This window comes from Streptomyces luteolifulvus, from assembly GCF_008806595.1.
GTDB lineage: Bacteria > Actinomycetota > Actinomycetes > Streptomycetales > Streptomycetaceae > Streptomyces > Streptomyces luteolifulvus.
The window spans coordinates 23,033-38,283 of record NZ_VZRB01000013.1 but is presented as its reverse complement, the minus strand read 5'-3'; the positions used below and the strand labels follow the sequence as shown (position 1 = coordinate 38,283).

The 15,251-nt window shown below is 71.7% G+C and carries 15 protein-coding genes; 5 read left to right on the top strand and 10 right to left on the bottom strand.

The genetic code is table 11. The features are described 5' to 3' along the window. Positions 1–270 precede the first annotated feature (270 nt). Complete coding sequence (locus tag F7R91_RS19995; protein ID WP_150950434.1) at positions 271–2,097, bottom strand: CHAT domain-containing protein; 1,827 nt, start codon at positions 2,095–2,097, stop codon at positions 271–273. A 217-nt stretch (positions 2,098–2,314) separates the two neighbouring features. On the opposite strand from F7R91_RS19995, the gene F7R91_RS19990 reads away from it, so the two are divergent. Continuing rightward, positions 2,315–3,130: a hypothetical protein gene (locus F7R91_RS19990; protein WP_150950433.1), complete on the top strand. Its 816-nt coding sequence runs from the start codon at positions 2,315–2,317 to the stop codon at positions 3,128–3,130. Positions 3,131–3,256: 126 nt separating this feature from the next. On the opposite strand, the gene F7R91_RS19985 is transcribed toward F7R91_RS19990, so the two are convergent. The 7 genes from F7R91_RS19985 to F7R91_RS19955 form a co-directional block, all read right to left on the bottom strand. Next, positions 3,257–3,928 carry a GntR family transcriptional regulator gene (locus F7R91_RS19985; protein ID WP_150950432.1) on the bottom strand — a complete coding sequence of 224 codons (672 nt, stop codon included), beginning with the start codon at positions 3,926–3,928 and terminating at the stop codon, positions 3,257–3,259. A gap of 61 nt (positions 3,929–3,989) precedes the next feature. Then, positions 3,990–4,991, bottom strand: a complete 1,002-nt coding sequence (locus F7R91_RS19980; protein ID WP_150950431.1) for a proline racemase family protein — start codon at positions 4,989–4,991, stop codon at positions 3,990–3,992. A 12-nt stretch (positions 4,992–5,003) separates the two neighbouring features. Further along, positions 5,004–5,894 carry a dihydrodipicolinate synthase family protein gene (locus F7R91_RS19975; protein ID WP_408056047.1) on the bottom strand — a complete coding sequence of 297 codons (891 nt, stop codon included), beginning with the start codon at positions 5,892–5,894 and terminating at the stop codon, positions 5,004–5,006. Beyond that, positions 5,891–7,456, bottom strand: coding sequence for an NAD(P)/FAD-dependent oxidoreductase (locus tag F7R91_RS19970; protein WP_150950429.1), 1,566 nt, complete (start codon positions 7,454–7,456; stop codon positions 5,891–5,893). The genes F7R91_RS19975 and F7R91_RS19970 overlap by 4 nt, the downstream gene beginning before the upstream one ends. Beyond that, positions 7,449–7,754: a (2Fe-2S)-binding protein gene (locus F7R91_RS19965; RefSeq protein WP_150950428.1), complete on the bottom strand. Its 306-nt coding sequence runs from the start codon at positions 7,752–7,754 to the stop codon at positions 7,449–7,451. Before F7R91_RS19965 ends, F7R91_RS19970 begins: the two co-directional genes overlap by 8 nt. Next, on the bottom strand, positions 7,751–8,902 hold the full coding sequence (locus F7R91_RS19960) for an NAD(P)/FAD-dependent oxidoreductase (protein WP_150950427.1): 1,152 nt from the start codon (positions 8,900–8,902) through the stop codon (positions 7,751–7,753). Before F7R91_RS19960 ends, F7R91_RS19965 begins: the two co-directional genes overlap by 4 nt. A gap of 302 nt (positions 8,903–9,204) precedes the next feature. Next, entirely contained in the window at positions 9,205–9,864 is a 660-nt protein-coding gene (locus F7R91_RS19955) for an MmyB family transcriptional regulator (RefSeq protein ID WP_191971556.1), read from the bottom strand. Between the two features lie 228 nt (positions 9,865–10,092). Between F7R91_RS19955 and F7R91_RS19950 the strand changes: the two genes are divergently transcribed. The 3 genes from F7R91_RS19950 (at position 10,093) to F7R91_RS19940 (ending at position 11,941) form a co-directional block, all read left to right on the top strand. After that, positions 10,093–10,743, top strand: coding sequence for a helix-turn-helix domain-containing protein (locus F7R91_RS19950; RefSeq protein ID WP_150950557.1), 651 nt, complete (start codon positions 10,093–10,095; stop codon positions 10,741–10,743). Positions 10,744–10,775: 32 nt separating this feature from the next. Next, on the top strand, positions 10,776–11,306 hold the full coding sequence (locus F7R91_RS19945; protein ID WP_150950556.1) for a toxin-antitoxin system, toxin component: 531 nt from the start codon (positions 10,776–10,778) through the stop codon (positions 11,304–11,306). Positions 11,307–11,704: 398 nt separating this feature from the next. Next, a complete protein-coding gene (locus tag F7R91_RS19940) occupies positions 11,705–11,941 on the top strand; it encodes a hypothetical protein (protein ID WP_150950425.1) in 237 nt (78 codons plus the stop codon). A 28-nt stretch (positions 11,942–11,969) separates the two neighbouring features. On the opposite strand, the gene F7R91_RS19935 is transcribed toward F7R91_RS19940, so the two are convergent. After that, entirely contained in the window at positions 11,970–12,650 is a 681-nt protein-coding gene (locus tag F7R91_RS19935) for a 4'-phosphopantetheinyl transferase family protein (protein ID WP_150950424.1), read from the bottom strand. Further along, a complete protein-coding gene (locus tag F7R91_RS19930; protein WP_225320703.1) occupies positions 12,647–13,570 on the bottom strand; it encodes a metallophosphoesterase family protein in 924 nt (307 codons plus the stop codon). The genes F7R91_RS19935 and F7R91_RS19930 overlap by 4 nt, the downstream gene beginning before the upstream one ends. A gap of 371 nt (positions 13,571–13,941) precedes the next feature. On the opposite strand from F7R91_RS19930, the gene F7R91_RS19925 reads away from it, so the two are divergent. Then, entirely contained in the window at positions 13,942–15,066 is a 1,125-nt protein-coding gene (locus F7R91_RS19925; protein ID WP_150950423.1) for an ATP-grasp domain-containing protein, read from the top strand. The last annotated feature ends 185 nt before the right edge of the window (positions 15,067–15,251 follow it).

Sequence of the window (15,251 nt, the reverse complement as noted above, 5' to 3'; positions counted from 1 at the left end):
CCGCGCGGTTGCCTCGTGTGATCCGCCAACGCCAACGCGGACCGTTCTTGTCCTTGCTGAAGTCCAGGACTTCCAGTAAGGCGTCGTAATCCCCCGACACGTTCCCCGTCCCCCCCAAAAAACCCTGCGCATATGCCAGTGCAGAGCAGCGTAGACCCATACGGGCCGCGTGTACCCGGAAGCAGTGAAGAAATATCACCCGGCCTTGACTCCGATGTGGATTCGGGATCTCAATGGGCATCGAATTCGAATACCGCTACGAATTAGGGGTCATTGATCGCGCAGCCACTCTTCGAGGGTCTCCACGGTCCTGGCCCTGCGCTCCGCATCCAGCAGCCGATCGGGCCTGCCAGCGGCCCGGCGCACGACCCTGGCGGCGGTCACCGAGGTCCGGCGCACGCGCGACAACGCCCCCAGCCGGGGCAGGGTACGCAGGATCTGCCACATCTCGTCGTCGTCCAGCGGGGGCAGCTCGGTGCGGGGCAGACAGGAGGCGAGGGCGGGCAACTCGGCGCGGGACGTCAACAGGATTCTGCCGGGGCCGTCCTCCTCGGCGAACCGTTGGACGAGGTCGGCGAAGCGCGGGTCCTGGCCGACGGCCCGATCGGCAGCGTCCAGCACGAGGAGAAGCCGTAGGGCGGCCGCCCTGCCGATCCATTCGGGCCAGGGCAACTCACGGTAGGCGCGGGCAAGTTCGGGAACCTGAACGACGATGCGGCGCAGCAGGTCGGCGAAGGGGTCACCGATGGAGGGAGCGACCGCCTCCGGTGAGGCGGGTCGGGGATGCCACACAATGACGTCGAACGCCTCGCGGTGATCGTGGGCCAGCAGCGCCGCGCAGGTCGTCGCACCCATCCCCGTCACGCCGTGCACGACCGCGCCGCGCACACCGCTCTCGGGGGCGAGCGCGCTGCTCAACCGCATCATCTCCCGCAGCCGCCCCACGAAGGAACGCGGCCGGTCGGGCAGCGCCCCGACGCCGTTGCTTCGCGGGCCGCGCGGGGGAACGCTTCTCATGGGGCGGTCGGGCAGGGACTGTGTCAAGGCAGCGGCGCCGTAGAGCATGGGCGTGGCCGCACAGAGCAATGGGTAGCGCCGCTCGGGGAGTTCGGGGTCGGCCAGGGTCTCCGCCAGTGTGTTGCGCAGCGCCTGCGGCAGCGTGTGGGAGGACCGGAAGAGGTGGGTGTACAGGCGAACGGCGAAGATGCGGGCGAAGTCGTTGCCCACCGGAAAGCGCATCGCGACGACCGCGCACCCGAGCTCCTCGGCGACGGCCGACGCCAGGGAGGTGAGCGCGGAGGCCCGCTCCGGCGCGGGTTCCTCGTCGACGGCGTCCGAGAGATCCGGTTCCTGGCCTCCGGACCAGCAGGCGGAGAGGAACACCAGGCGGGTGCGGCCCCGCCCCTGCCCGAGCAGTTCGACCAGATCGCGCGTGCTCACTCGGTCTGTCGTGCCGTCCCGTCGCTCCAGGCACAGGCCCCCCGGGAGGCCATGAGCGACGATGTGAATGACGTCCCAGCCCGCCGGCTCGCGGAGCATGGACCGCAGCGTGTCCCGGCTCACTCCGAACTGCCGGGTGCGCAGTTCCAGGGGTGTGCCGCTGTCGCGTCCGCCGGCCGACAGATCGAGCAGGCGCGCACGCAGGTCGGCACGATGGGCACCGAGGTCAACCGGCGTGGTGGTCTGCGGCAGGCTGAACAGTGCCAGCATGCGCAGATGCGACGGCAGGTCGCGCGGATCGGCCGCCCGGCCGGTGCCGGACCCGGAGCCGAGCACGCCCCGCACGAACATCACGCCGTGCTGCACGAGCGGCACGCCGTCGACCAGCGCCATCTCCCATGGAAGCGCCTCGAAATCCCTCAGGCCGGTGGGCAGTTGAAGGTGCACGACGACCGGGCCCAGGGCCTTGAGATGTTCCGTCATGCGGGACAGTCCGGTCCGCGCGATCCACTCCCCCCGGGCCCGCACGGCCTCCTCGATCGCCGCGTGGCCGGCCCTGGACGAGCGCAGTTCGGCGATCCGCCGCGGAAGTGCGTGCAGCATCTCCAGCTCCGCCGGGTCGTCGAGTCGCACTTCGGTGGACTCGGTGTTCAGCACTCCCGGACGCTTCAAGGACCAGACCCACCAGTCGGGGCCCCCACCGTTCGGTTGACGGTGATACTGGCGGACGGCGAGCACCGCGGATCGCATCATGTCGCAATGTGTCCTTCTCTGCTCGGTTCCAACTCTCTTGTAAGCAAGACATATTGATTGCGCGTCAAACGCCTTACGCTACGACATCGACCGCTTGAGGAGAGACACAACGGAGGACGGGGTGCCGAACGACCGCCACAGGCAGTACATCAGGAAGGTCCGGGCCGATGTCGGCATGGAACCGGCGTGGCCGCCGTCCGCCGACCGGCGACTCGGCGATGTGGGTGTCTTCCGCAAGGGGCACTTCGAGCGCAAGGGCACGCTGAAGACCCTCTTCGGCATCGACATCGAGAACAGGCCGTCGAAGAAGAACATCACGGTCTTCCACGGTGATTCGAAGGGCAGCGTGCAGATCCACCTCAACACCGGGATAGGTGCGGGGGCAGCACTGGTCACCGCCGACGGCTCGATGGTCCTGGAATTCGGCAGGGCGAACTCGGTGCTCTTCCACGCAGCCGGCTGCCGTACCGAGGAGATCAGGAACATCGACCTGGTCGAGAAGCGCATGAAGGAACTGCACGCCGACAAGAAGTGGCCGCGTGACCATGTCGTGGTCACCGAGGTCACGCACGCCGAACGGACCACCGCCATCATGTGCAGCCGACGCAACGGCCGCATCGCCCTGCGCGCCGCGGCCGATCCCGCCGCCACCGGCCTCGACCTGCTCACCGCCACCGGTGGTCTGCAGTGGACCGGAGGTGCCGCCGCGAGCCTGCAGGTTCTGTCCGAGGGCCGGCTGACCCCGCTGTACCGAGCGCGGGGCATGATCCGTCACTGGTTCCGCGAGGACGAACCCGGCTTCCTCGACGACATCGACGACGAGGCCGAGGACGGCACCGAGGAGTGGTTCGTGGACTACGTCAGCAGCGAGGACTTCGAAGCCGACGACTACGACGAAGCCACCGACGACGAAGCCACCGACGACGACGGCGACTGAGGCACGAGCCGGCGGCGCGTCGTAGTTGGTGACCGCGCGCCGCCGGAACACACGGGCACATCCATGCCGTGGCCGGACCACGGGGTGGGACGGCCGGCCGACTCGTGGCCTCGTCGACTCCTCGCGTCAGCGGGCGGCCCACATCCCCCGCACATGCCCCAGATGCCGTGTCATCACCTCGCGCGTCCGCTCCGTGTCGCGGGCGGTCAGCGCGTCGAGGAGGTCGAGGTGCTCCTCGGCGGACGCCTCCAGGCGTCCCGCCTCCACCAGTGCCGTCAGCCCGTACAGTCGCGAACGGCGCCGCAGGTCCCGTACGACCTCCACGAGGTGGCCGTTGCCGGCAAGGGACAAGAGCCCGAGGTGGAAGCGCAGGTCGGCCTCGATGTAGGCGATCAGGTCACCGGACGCGGCGGAGCTGACGATCTCCTCGGCCACCGGGCGCAGCGCCTCCAGGTCGGCCGGGTCCGCGGTGGTGGCGAGTGAGGCCGTTGTCGGGATCTCGATCAGCGAGCGGATGTGCGTGTATTCGTCGAGCTCCCGCTCGGAGACGACGGTGACCCGGAATCCCTTGTTGGGGACCGTGTCCACCAGCCCTTCCTTGGCGAGGTCGAGCATCGCCTCGCGCACCGGTGTCGCCGAGACGCCGAAGCGTGCGGCGAGCCCGGGCGCCGAGTACACCTCGCCGGGGCGCAGCTCCCCGGCGATCAGCGCGGCCCGCAGCGCGTCGGCGACCCGCTCCCGGTAACTGGGCTTCCGGCCGCCCAGCGTGGGCAGGGCGGGAGTGTGCTGCGGCACCATGTCGGTCGTCCTCCTCGGGTGGTCACGGACATTATCGACGCCCCCTGCGAGCGCCTCGCCTCTACAGCACGAACCCGGCCGGGAAGGGGTCCTCGGGATCCAGCAGATACTGCGCAGTGCCGGTGATCCAGGCGCGGCCCGTGAAACTGGGCAGGACCGCTGGACGGTCCGCCACCTCGGTGGTCCCGAGCAGCCGTCCGGTGAAGCGGGTGCCGATGAAGGACTCGTTGACGAACTCGGTGTGCAGCGGGAGTTCGCCTCGCGCATACAGCTGGGCCATGCGCGCGCTCGTCCCGGTGCCGCAGGGCGAGCGGTCGAACCAGCCGGGGTGGATCGCCATCGCGTGCCGGGAGTGGCGGGCGGTGGCACCGGGCGCGTACAGGTGGACGTGGTGGCAGCCGCGGATGGACGGGTCCTCCGGGTGGACCGGCTCCTCCTCGGCGTTGATGGCGTCCATCAGCGCCAGCCCCGCCTTCAGGATGTCGTCCCTGCGAGAGCGGTCGAAGGGCAGGCCGAACTGCTCCAGCGGCAGGATGGCGTAGAAGTTGCCGCCGTACGCGAGGTCGTACGTCACCGTCCTGCCGTCCGGCAACGTCACCTTGCGGTCGAGCGCGACCGCGAACGACGGCACGTTCCGCAGCGTCACCGCCTTCGCCGCGCCGTCCTCCACCGACACCTCCGCGACGACGAGTCCGGCAGGGGTGTCGAGGCGGATGGTGGTGACCGGTTCGACGGCCTCGACCATGCCGGTCTCCACCAGCACGGTGGCCACGCCGATGGTGCCGTGCCCGCACATGGGCAGATAGCCGGACACCTCGATGTACACCACGCCCCAGTCGCAGTCGGGCCGGGTCGGCGGCTGGAGGATCGCGCCGCTCATCGCGGAGTGCCCGCGCGGCTCGTTCATCAGCAACTGCTTGATGTCGTCGCGGTGTTCACGGAAGTGGAGCCGTCGTTCGTTCATCGTCGCGCCGGGGACGGTGCCGATCCCGCCGGTGATGACGCGGGTGGGCATGCCCTCGGTGTGCGAGTCGACGGCGTGCAGGACGAGCTTGCTGCGCATGGTCCGGTCTCCTTACGCGAGGCCCGCGGCAACGGCCTTCTCGGTGGCGGCACGGACGGCGGCCTCCTGCTCGGGCAGCAGCGGCGTCCGGGGTGGCCGGACCGGCCCGCCGTGCCGTCCGACGACATCCATGGACAGCTTGATCGCCTGCACGAACTCGACCCGGGAGTCCCACCGCAGCAGGGGGTGCAGCTGCCGGTAGAGGTGGCGCGCGGCGGCCAGGTCGCCGTCGACGGCCGCGCGGTACAGCTCGGCACTCGCGGCGGGCAGGGCGTTCGGATAGCCGGCGACCCACCCCTTGGCGCCCGCGATCGCCAGCTCCAGCAGCACATCGTCGGCGCCGACCAACAGGTCCAGTTCCGGGGCGAGCTCTGCGATCCGGTAGGCCCGGCGGACGTCCCCGGAGAACTCCTTGACGGCGTGGACGTACCCCTCGCCGTGCAGCTGGGCGAGGAGTTCGGGGACGAGGTCGACCCTGGTGTCGATCGGGTTGTTGTACGCCACGACCGGCAGGCCGGCTTTCGCGACCTCCGCGTAGTGGGCGAGCACCGAACGCTCGTCGGCACGGTAGGCGTTGGGCGGCAGCAGCATGACGGACGCGCAGCCCGCGTCGCGTGCCTGCTCGGCCCAGCGGCGGGCCTCTGCGGAGCCGTAGGCGGCCACGCCGGGCATCACCCGTGCGCCCCCGACGGCGGCCACGGCCGTCTCCACGACCTTCGACCGTTCCTCGGGGGTGAGCACCTGGTACTCGCCGAGGGAGCCGTTGGGGACGACGCCGTCGCAGCCGTTGTCGACGAGCCAGGCGCAGTGCTCGGCGTACTTGCCGTAGTTCACGCGGAGGTCGTCGTCGAGCGGCAGCGCGGTGGCGACGAGGACGCCGCGCCAGGGGCGGTGGTCGGTCATGAGGATCCTCTCCCGGTGGGGTGGGTGTGCTGGTGTGCCAGGACCCCGAGCGGCACGGGTCGCGCGAACGGCCGCCGGGACGGGGTGAGTTCACAGCCGGCGAGCCCGGCGACCGCGGGCGCGCACACTCGGCCCTGGCACCAGCCCATGCCGGCCCGGGTGAGCAGCTTCACGGTGCGCAGATCGCCGGCGCCGAGTTCCCCGACAGCCTCGCGGACCGCACCGGCGGTGACCTCCTCGCAGCGGCACACGACGGTGTCGTCGGTGATCTGCTCGGCCCAGTGCGCGGGCGGCGCGTACACGGCATCGAGCGCGGCGGAGAACGCCCGCAGCCGGGTACGGGTCTTGGCGGCCGCGGCCCAGGTGCGCGGGTCGGGTGCGTGGCCGTGGAGGCGGGCCGCGACGGACCGCCCGGCGATATGGCCCTCGGCCAGCGCGAGGGCCGCGCCGCCGATGCCGGTGGTCTCCCCCGCCGCCCAGACGCCGGGCACGTCGGTGCGCTGCTCGTCGTCGACGCGGACGCCGGTCCCCTCGAGGCGGCAGCCGAGGCTCTCGGCGAGGTCGGTGTGCGCAAGCATGCCGTGGCCGACGGCGAGCGTGTCGCAGGGGATACGGCGCTGCGTCCCGGGCCGGACCCGTCGCTCGGCGTCGAGCGCGGCGACCGTCACCGCCGCCAGCATGTGGGTCGTGCGCCTCCCGGGCGCCGCAGCCGGTGTCGAGAGCCCGGCCGTGCCCGGCACAGCCGGTGTCGAGAGCCGGGCCGTGCCCGGCCCTTCGGGCCTCCGCGTGCTCGGGCCCTCCCCTCCGGAGCGCCCCTGCGGCTCGCTCCCGCCCCGCTCGGCCCCGTGCGCCTCGACGACCGTGTGACGACCGAGGAGACGCACCCGGTGCCGGGCCAGCCGGGCCGCGTATCCGGCCCCTTCGGCGAGCTTGCCCGGCTGTGCCGCCAGCGCACCGGTCCGCCGCAGGAACGCCCGGGGGCCGGCGGACTCGACGAGCGCGGCCACCTTCACCCCGGCCGCGGCGAGCCCGGCCGCCACGGGCAGCAGCAGCGGCCCGGTCCCGGCGACCACGGCGGTACGCCCGGACACCGCGAGGGTGCCCTTGAGCATGGCCTGGGCACCGCCCGCGGTGAGGACACCGGGGAGCGTCCAGCCGGGGAAGGGCAGCACCTTCTCGTACCCACCGGTCGCGAGGAGCACGGCGTCGGCGGGCACGGACACCGGTTCCTCCTGCTCGGGGCCGAGCAGCGCATGCACGGTGAAGCCGTCGGCCCCGCGTTCGACGCACCAGACGTGATGGTCCGTCAAATGCCTCACGTGCCCGGCCTTCACATGAGCGTCCAGTGCGTCCCGCAGTCGTTCCCAGGTCCGCCACTGGTGGTGCAGGGCCTGGGGGCGCCGGGCGCGCAGCCCGTCGGCCGGCTGCCGGTAGAACTGCCCGCCCGCCTGCGCGGCCGAGTCGAGCAGCGTGACCCTGAGACCGTGCGCGGCGGCGGCCACGGTGGCGGCGAGGCCCGCCGGTCCCGCACCGATCACTGCGAGGTGCGGTCGCTCAGTCATCGTGGCCCGCCCCCTCCTGCGTACGGATCGCGTCCCCGGGACGCAGCGGCACCAGGCAAGCCCGTTGGTTGGGGCGGTCGTTGACGGTCACCAGGCAGTCGAAGCAGACGCCGATGCCGCAGAAGATCCCGCGCGGGCGGCCCTCGCCCCGGGTGGTGCGCCAGGCCGTGACGCCCGCGGCCCACAGCGCGGCGGCGACGGTCTGTCCGGGCAGCGCCTCGATCTCGCGGCCGTCGAGAGTGACGGTGAACGCGGGCCCGGGCCGGGCTCCGGCCAGCTCGTGCGGAGTTGTTGTCACGCCGCCTCCTCGGTGAACCGGTCGGGCCGGAACGGTGTCAGGTCGAGGTCGGGGGTCCTCGCGGTGAGTGCCTGTGCGATCAGATGCCCCGTTCCGGTGGCGAGTCCGATGCCGGCGCCCTCGTGCCCGCAGGCGTGGTACAGCCCCGGTGCCCGGGGGTCGGGGCCGATGGCGGGCAGATGGTCGGGCAGGTACGGACGGAAGCCGAGGTAGGCGCGGACGGCGCGGACGTCCGACAGGAAGGGGAACAGCCGTGTCGCGCCCGCCGCGAGAGCCCGTACGGCGGGCAGCGAGAACGACCGGTCGAAGCCGACCCGTTCCCGGCTCGCGCCGATCAGGACCGGCCCGGCGGCGGTGCCCTCCACGACCGGCGAGGCCTGCAGTGCGGCCGAGTCGCTGGCCACATCGGCGACATAGTCGGCGGCATACACCTTGTGGCGGACCCTGCGCGGCAGCGGTTCGGTCACCAGGACGAAGCCGCGCCGCGGGAGGACGGGCAGGGTGGTGCCCGCGAGGGAGGCGAGCTCCGCGCCCCAGGTGCCGGCCGCGTTGACGACCGCCGGCGCGTGGAGGTCGCCGTGGTCGCTACGGACTCCGCGTACGGCCCCGCCCGGAGTGCGCAGTACGTCCGTCACGGTCCGGCCGGTGAGCAGGCGGGCGCCCGAGGCCCGTACGGCATGGGCGGCGGCCAGGGCCGGCATGACCTGGCAGTCCTGCGGGTAGTGCACGGCGCCCGGCAGACCGTGGGCGAGGTGGGGTTCGAGGCCGTAGAGGGCGTCGCCCTCTACGGGTTCGGCGACGACTCCGGCGGCGCGCTGTCCGGCGGCGAACCGCCCGAGCGCGGCGAGGGATGCGGGCGAAGTGGCCACCACCACGCCGCCCTTGGCCTCGTACTCGACGGCCGTCCCGAACTCCCCCGCGAGCTCGCCCCACAGGCGGAGCGAGAGCAGCGCGAGGTCCAGCTCCGGGCCCGGTTCCTTGTCGGACACGAGGAGGTTGCCCTCGCCCGCACCGGTCGTGCCGCCGGCCACCGGGCCGCGGTCCACCAGGACGACGTCCAGGCCCGCACGGGCCGCGTACAGGGCACAGGCGGCCCCGACCATACCGGCCCCGACGACCACGACATCGCAGGTCAGTCGCTGACTCACACCAGTACTATGTCACATACCGCAGCCTCGGGAAATGGTGCGCGAGCAGCCCGGGGGACACGCCCGCCGCCCCTGCTGGGGCCGGGTCATGTTGTTGAAGATCCAGAAGCACGGTGCCGAACGCCGAGTTGAGGTCGACCGGGAATCACACTCGACCGGGAATCACACTCGATCGACCGGGAATCGCGCACGTCCCCCGCAGTCCCGCTCCGGGCCGGGGGTCACACCCCCGCCGGCCGTGCGGGAACGCTCCGGCGCCGTCGGCGACCTGAACGCCGACGGTGCCGGAGCGGTGGGGCCTGTCACGCCTCCGGCGGCGGTACGACGCTCAGGTGCCCGGTCTTGCGGGCACGGCGCACAGTGGGCGACGGCCGGCGGGCCGAGCGCAGCACCAGCGTCAGCCGGGTGCAGCCCATGTCCCGCAACGTCGGAGGGGTCTCGTCGACGACACGGCAGTCGGTGGCACCCCAGCGCGGATCGGGATGCAGCAACGGACGGACCGCGCCGTCATGCTCCACAGCTCGCTCCCCGACCGCACGGATCCAGTGCGGCAACCCCTGCCGGTAGGCGGCCTCCATGATCGGGTCCTGGGCGATGTCCCGGCGGATCGACTGGAGCCCGGGGTCATGACCGTTCCGCTCCAGGGCCGCCGCGAAGTGGGCGAGCATCGGCAGGCACCAGCGCGACTCGTGCTCGCCGAGGACGGAACTCGCCTCGGGGTGGAACAGGACGAACCTGAGGAAGTTCTCGCCGGGCATGGCCGTCGGATGCGGGCCGACACCGCGGAAAAGTGACTGGAAAGCGGTGTTGGTCAGCACCACGTCCCAGCCATGGTCCAGCACCACGGACGGAAAGGGGACAGCCGCCAGGAGGGTGGCGTAGTCCTGCAGATACGCCTGGGCCTCAAGACTCTCGGGGACAGGCCGCGGCGCGGACCGCTGCCCTCCTGCCTGATACGCCATCGGGAGGTCACCCCTCTTGCCTATGCGGCCTTCACGCGGCGCCTTGATCCTGCTGCCACGACATATGACGTGTCAACTATCGTGGCATTTCATGCCCGTTGACGGCTGAAATTGGCCACAGTTGTGGCGAGACCTGGATGTGAGTTCGAACAACCCGCTACTCTCCGGGAAGTTCACGGCAACCCCCTGTGTTGTGAGAAGCCTGTGAGAGACGTAGGAGATCTGTCGGTGTCGGGTGGCTTCGAGGGTCCGGGCAACACGGCGTCGGCTGTTCTGCCCGCGGTCGTGGCCCGCGTCACCGCTCTCGCCGACCGGCTCGGCGTGCCGCACGCGGAGGTCTTCCACACCGGCCGCCTGTCCGTCGGCTCCGGCGTCCCCGAGCCCGTCGTCAAGGCGCTGCTGAGCGGCCGCCGCGCGGGCGAGCCGGATGTGCAGGCCCGCTTCCTGCAGCGTCTGGACCTGCTGCGCCGCACCCGGCTCAAGCCCAACGGCCGCAAGTACACCCAGCAGGAGATCGCCGACGGCGCGGGCATGTCCCGCCAGCAGGCCGGAGCGCTCATCAACGGCGACCGGCGTCCCACCATGGAGCACTGCGACGCCATCCAGCGCTTCTTCCGCGTGCACGCGGGATTCCTCACCGCGGAGGACCCCGAGGCGCTCGCCGGCGCCCTCCAGCGCACGGAACAGGAGCTTCTGCAGAAACTCGCGGAGCGGGAGGCCGCCCAGGCCGCCGACGACCCACTGGAGCGGCTGCTCCAGGACCACGGCGTCCGCGGGATCGCCTGGCGCGCCGCCCAGCTGCCCACCGACCAGCACCGAGACAAGGTCGCTGAGTGGCTCGACATGCTCTTGGAGAGCGTCAAGCGGCCCGAGTCGTGATCCGGGGGAGGACTGTGGGCATCGGAAAGGAAATGCGCCGCCTGTGCGGCGAACTGGTCTCGGAGCTGACCCTGCCCGCACCGGCGCCGCCCGCGGCCCTGTACGGAGCGCTGTGCACCGCGATGAGCAGACGCCGGGGCCGCCCCGTCCACTTCCGTACGGCCGCCTTCCCGCCCGGGACCGCCAGCGGTCTGTGGCTCGACATGGCGGAGCAGGACCTCGTGGTCATCGAGGAACGTACCGCCCCCGACCACCAGTTGGTGATCCTCGGCCATGAGCTGTGGCACATGAAGGCCGGGCACTGCAGCCACCACGTCGAGGGCGCGGCGGTCGCGGCCCGTTTACTGCACGACGAGGCGGACCTCCAGGCGACGGTGCTGAAGGTCGCCGCCCGCACCCGTTTCGACCTGGCCGACGAGAGGGAGGCCGAGAGCTTCGGCCTGCTCCTGGCCAGCAAGTGCCGCACCTGGCTGGCCGGTTCATCGCTGAGGGCCCCGGTACAACGCGACCACCTGGCAGGCCGCATCGAGGCATCCCTGGGCTACGTAGGCCCCCAGGGCTGACAGCAGCACCCCTGTCCACACCGCCCAGACGGGCCACCAGCCCAGGTTGCGGGCCCACCAACGCCCACTGTCCCCACGCGCCGGCCGCGAGGGAGCCGAAGGGGCGCGCCGGAGTCGAGAGCACGAACGCCCGCAGGCCCCCAGAACTGACAGCAGCACCCCCGTCCACACCAGCCCAGGTCGCGAGCCCACCAACGCCCACCACCCCCACGCGCCGGCCGCGAGGGAGCCGAAGGGGCGCGCCGGAGTCGAGAGCGCGAACGCGCGGAGGCCCGAAGGGCTGAGCACGATCGCGCTCTCGACACCGGCTGAGGCGCCCCGCAGGCGACCGAGCCATCAACACTGTCAGTACCCCACGGCAAGCTGGAGTCGGAATGACGCCGACACGGGGAGACCCCATGCACACCGCCGTACTCACCGACCACGAGCGCACCGCCGTCCAGGCCTGTCTGCGGCTGCTGCACACAGTGCGGGCCGCCTTCGACGTGGTGGACGGCCCGCCCGGGAACCGCCGACCACCCGTGGTCCCGCCCGCCGTGCTCGCCGAGGCGGAACAGGCCCTGAGGGCCGCGGGACTGGCCGGGAACGAGGAGACGTTCTTCCGGCTGCTGAAGGACTGGTGTTCCGAGGACTGACGTGAGCGGGGCCGGCCACGGCCGCCGGTCAGCCGTGCGGCACCGTCACGGCTGTGGCCACCAGGCCCTGTCGTACCGTCCACCGGCCTTCGAAGGAGCCGATCCGCCGCCCGCCCACCACGGGCCCCGGGACGAGGAGCTCGGCGTGGAAGCGGCCGCCAGGTCGCTCGCCGGGCTCCACGCCGACCTCGATGTCGGCCTCCGTGAACTCCAGCCACAGGCCGGTGAGGGGGAACCACGCCTTGTAGACGGACTCCTTGGCGCTGAACAGGAGCCGTTCCCAGTGGATGTGGGGGTGCTGGTGGGCGAGCAGGCGCAGCCGGTCCCGCTCGTCGGGCAGGGACACGGCGGCCAGCACCCCGTCCGGCAGCGCCTGGTGCGGTTCGGCGTCGATGCCGAGGGAGGCCAGGTCGGTGGCGCGGACGAGCGCGGCGGCGCAGTAGCCCTCGCAGTGCGTCATGCTGCCGGCGACACCGGCCGGCCAGCGCGGGGCGCCGCGTTCGCCGGGCACGAGGGGCTGCGGCGGCACGCCCAGTTTCTCCATCGCGCGCCGTGCGCAGGAGCGTACGGCGGCGAACTCGCGGCGGCGCTTGGGCACCGCCTGCGCCACGACGGCCGCCTCCTCGGGGTACAGGTGCGCGTCGCCGACCGCCTCGTCGCCGTGGGCCTCCACGGTCACCACCGAGCCCGGCAGCAGTTCCTCGATCACGCGTCCCCGTCCTTCCTGTCCTTCCCGTCCTCCTTTTTCTCCTTGTCCTCCCTGATCTCCCGGTCCTCCCGGTCCTCCCTCGGCAGGATGCGCCGCAGCCGCCCCGGCGGCTGCGACCGTTTGCGCCACTCCCGGGGGTACCCCACCGACACCTCCTCGAAGCGGACGCCCTCGTGCCAGGTGGTCCGCGGGATGTGGAGGTGGCCGTACACCATGGTCTCGACGCGGAACCTGCGGTGCCAGTCCGCGGTGAGGCGGGTGCCGCACCACATGGCGAACTCGGGGTACCACAGGACGTCCGTCGGGTGCCGGTCCAGCGGGTAGTGGTTGACGAGGACCGTGGGCAGGTCGCCGGGGAGCTCGGCGAGCCTGCGCTCGGTCTCCTCGACGCGGGCCCGGCACCAGTCCTCGCGGCTCGGATAGGGGTCGGGGTGCAGCAGGTACTCGTCGTTGCAGACGATGCCGGTTCCGCGCGCGTACTCCAGCCCCTGCTCCTTGGTCTCGCAGCCGGCAGGCAGGAACGAGTAGTCGTACAGCAGGAACAGCGGTGCGACGGCCACGGGACCGCCGGGGCCGTCCCAGACGGGGTACGGATCTTCCGGTGTCGTCACTCCGAGCTCCCGGCACAGGGCGACGAGGTGCTCGTAGCGGGCGAGGCCGCGCAGGGTGACGGTGTCCTTCGGATGGGTCCACAGCTCGTGGTTGCCGGGGGCCCAGACGACCTTGCTGAAGCGGCTCGCGAGGGTTTCCAGGGCCCAGTGGATGTCGGCCACCTTCTCGGCGACGTCGCCGGCCACCAGCAGCCAGTCGTGGTCCGAGTCGGGGCGCATCTTCTCGACCAGGGCGCGGTTCTCCTCGTAACCGATGTGCAGGTCGCTGATGGCCAGCAGCTGTCCGGCTCCACCGGCCGTCGACGTCACGTTCGCCCCCTCCGCGCACACGAATGGCACCACGACAACACATCCGCGCTCCTTGTACAAGGCAGGAGCGCGCCACATGGAACGCGTGGCGCGGCCCGGCCCAAGAACGGGCGACGACCCCGGCGCGAAGCCGGCGGACATCCCACGCCCGAGACTGCGTACGCCCGACGCCCCACGCCCGAAACGGCACACCATGATCGGGAAATCCGTAACACGCGCGTTGCACGCCGGACCCTCGCGAAGCCGTATGATCCCCCCAACACCACCGCCACGCATTCCCTTCGCAAGGGCGGTTCGGCGTCCCTCCCACCACCCCTGGCCGGGCACGGCCTGCTTCGCCCTGCCCGCGAACCCCGAAAGGACGGCCCTGCATGGTCTCTCGCGTACGCGTCTGGCTCAACCGCACGTACGCGGAGAACGTGTTCTTCATGGATCAGCTGCGGAGAAATCCCGGCGACCGGGCCGTCGAGATCCATGCCACGCACGGCGACGCCGACTCCCCCGTGCTGGCAGCCGCCGACACCGCCGATCTGGAGCCGGAGGGCCTGTCCCCGGCCGCGTACGTGGAGTACGCGCTGGACCAGTGCGCACGGCGCGCCGTCGACGTGTTCGTGCCCCGGCTGCACCAGACGGCGATCGTGGCGCACCGCGCCGAGTTCGAGGCGGTCGGTACGGCTCTGCTCGCGCCGCCTCCGGAGGCGGTGGCCGTCTTTCACGACAAGGTGATCGCGTACGAGGCCGTGCAGGCGATCGGTGTGCCGGTGCCGCCGTGGTTCCGGGTGCGCACGACGGACGAACTCGTCGCGGCGGTCGAGGAGTTGGAGGCGGGCGGCCACAAGGCGTGCTTCAAGCCGGCGTCCGGTGCGGGCGGGGTGGGCTTCCGTGTCATCACCCGCGCCCCCTTCTCGATGGTTCACCTCAACGGGTTCCCGAGCCCGTATGTGCCGCTGGACCTGGTCGTGGAGGCGCTGAAGCAGGCGGCGGAGCCGGTGGACTGGCTGGTGATGCCGCGCCTGGAGCAGCCGGAGGTGTCGGTGGACTGCCTCACCGGCCCCGACAACCGGGTGCGCCTTGCCGTGGGCCGCACGAAGAACGGACGCCGGCGCGGGTTCACGCTGGGCGAGCAGTGGCTGGAGCCGGCCCGCCGGATCGCGGAGGGCTTCGGACTGCACTACCTGTCCAACATCCAGTTCCGGATGTTCGGCGACACGCCCGTCCTCATGGACGTCAACACGCGTCCGGCGGGCGGGCTGCACCAGCTGGCCCTGTGCGGCGTCAACGCGCCTTGGGCGGCTGTGCGGTTGGCTCTCGGCGATGATCCGGGGGAGATGGTTCCGCCGTTCCTGGGACAGGACTACACGGTGGTGGCCGGACCGCGGCCCGTGCGCGCGGTGTCGATTCCGCCGCAGCGGGTGGAGGCGGAGCAGTTGCTGCCGGCGCTCCCCTCGCAGGCGCCGGTTCCTGCGGTCGGGGCGGCTCAGGTACTGCCGCTCTAGGTCGTCGGTCGGCCGCGGGTTCATCGCGGCTTGCCGCGCAGTTCCCCGCGCCCCCCTTTCGGGGCGCCTCTGCTCACCGGTATGGACCAATTGAGGCGTCAACTCTTGACACCCCGATTGGTCCATACCAACTTGGTGTGCGCACCGTACTGCCCCTCTCTGCACTCCCGAACGCCCCCATACCT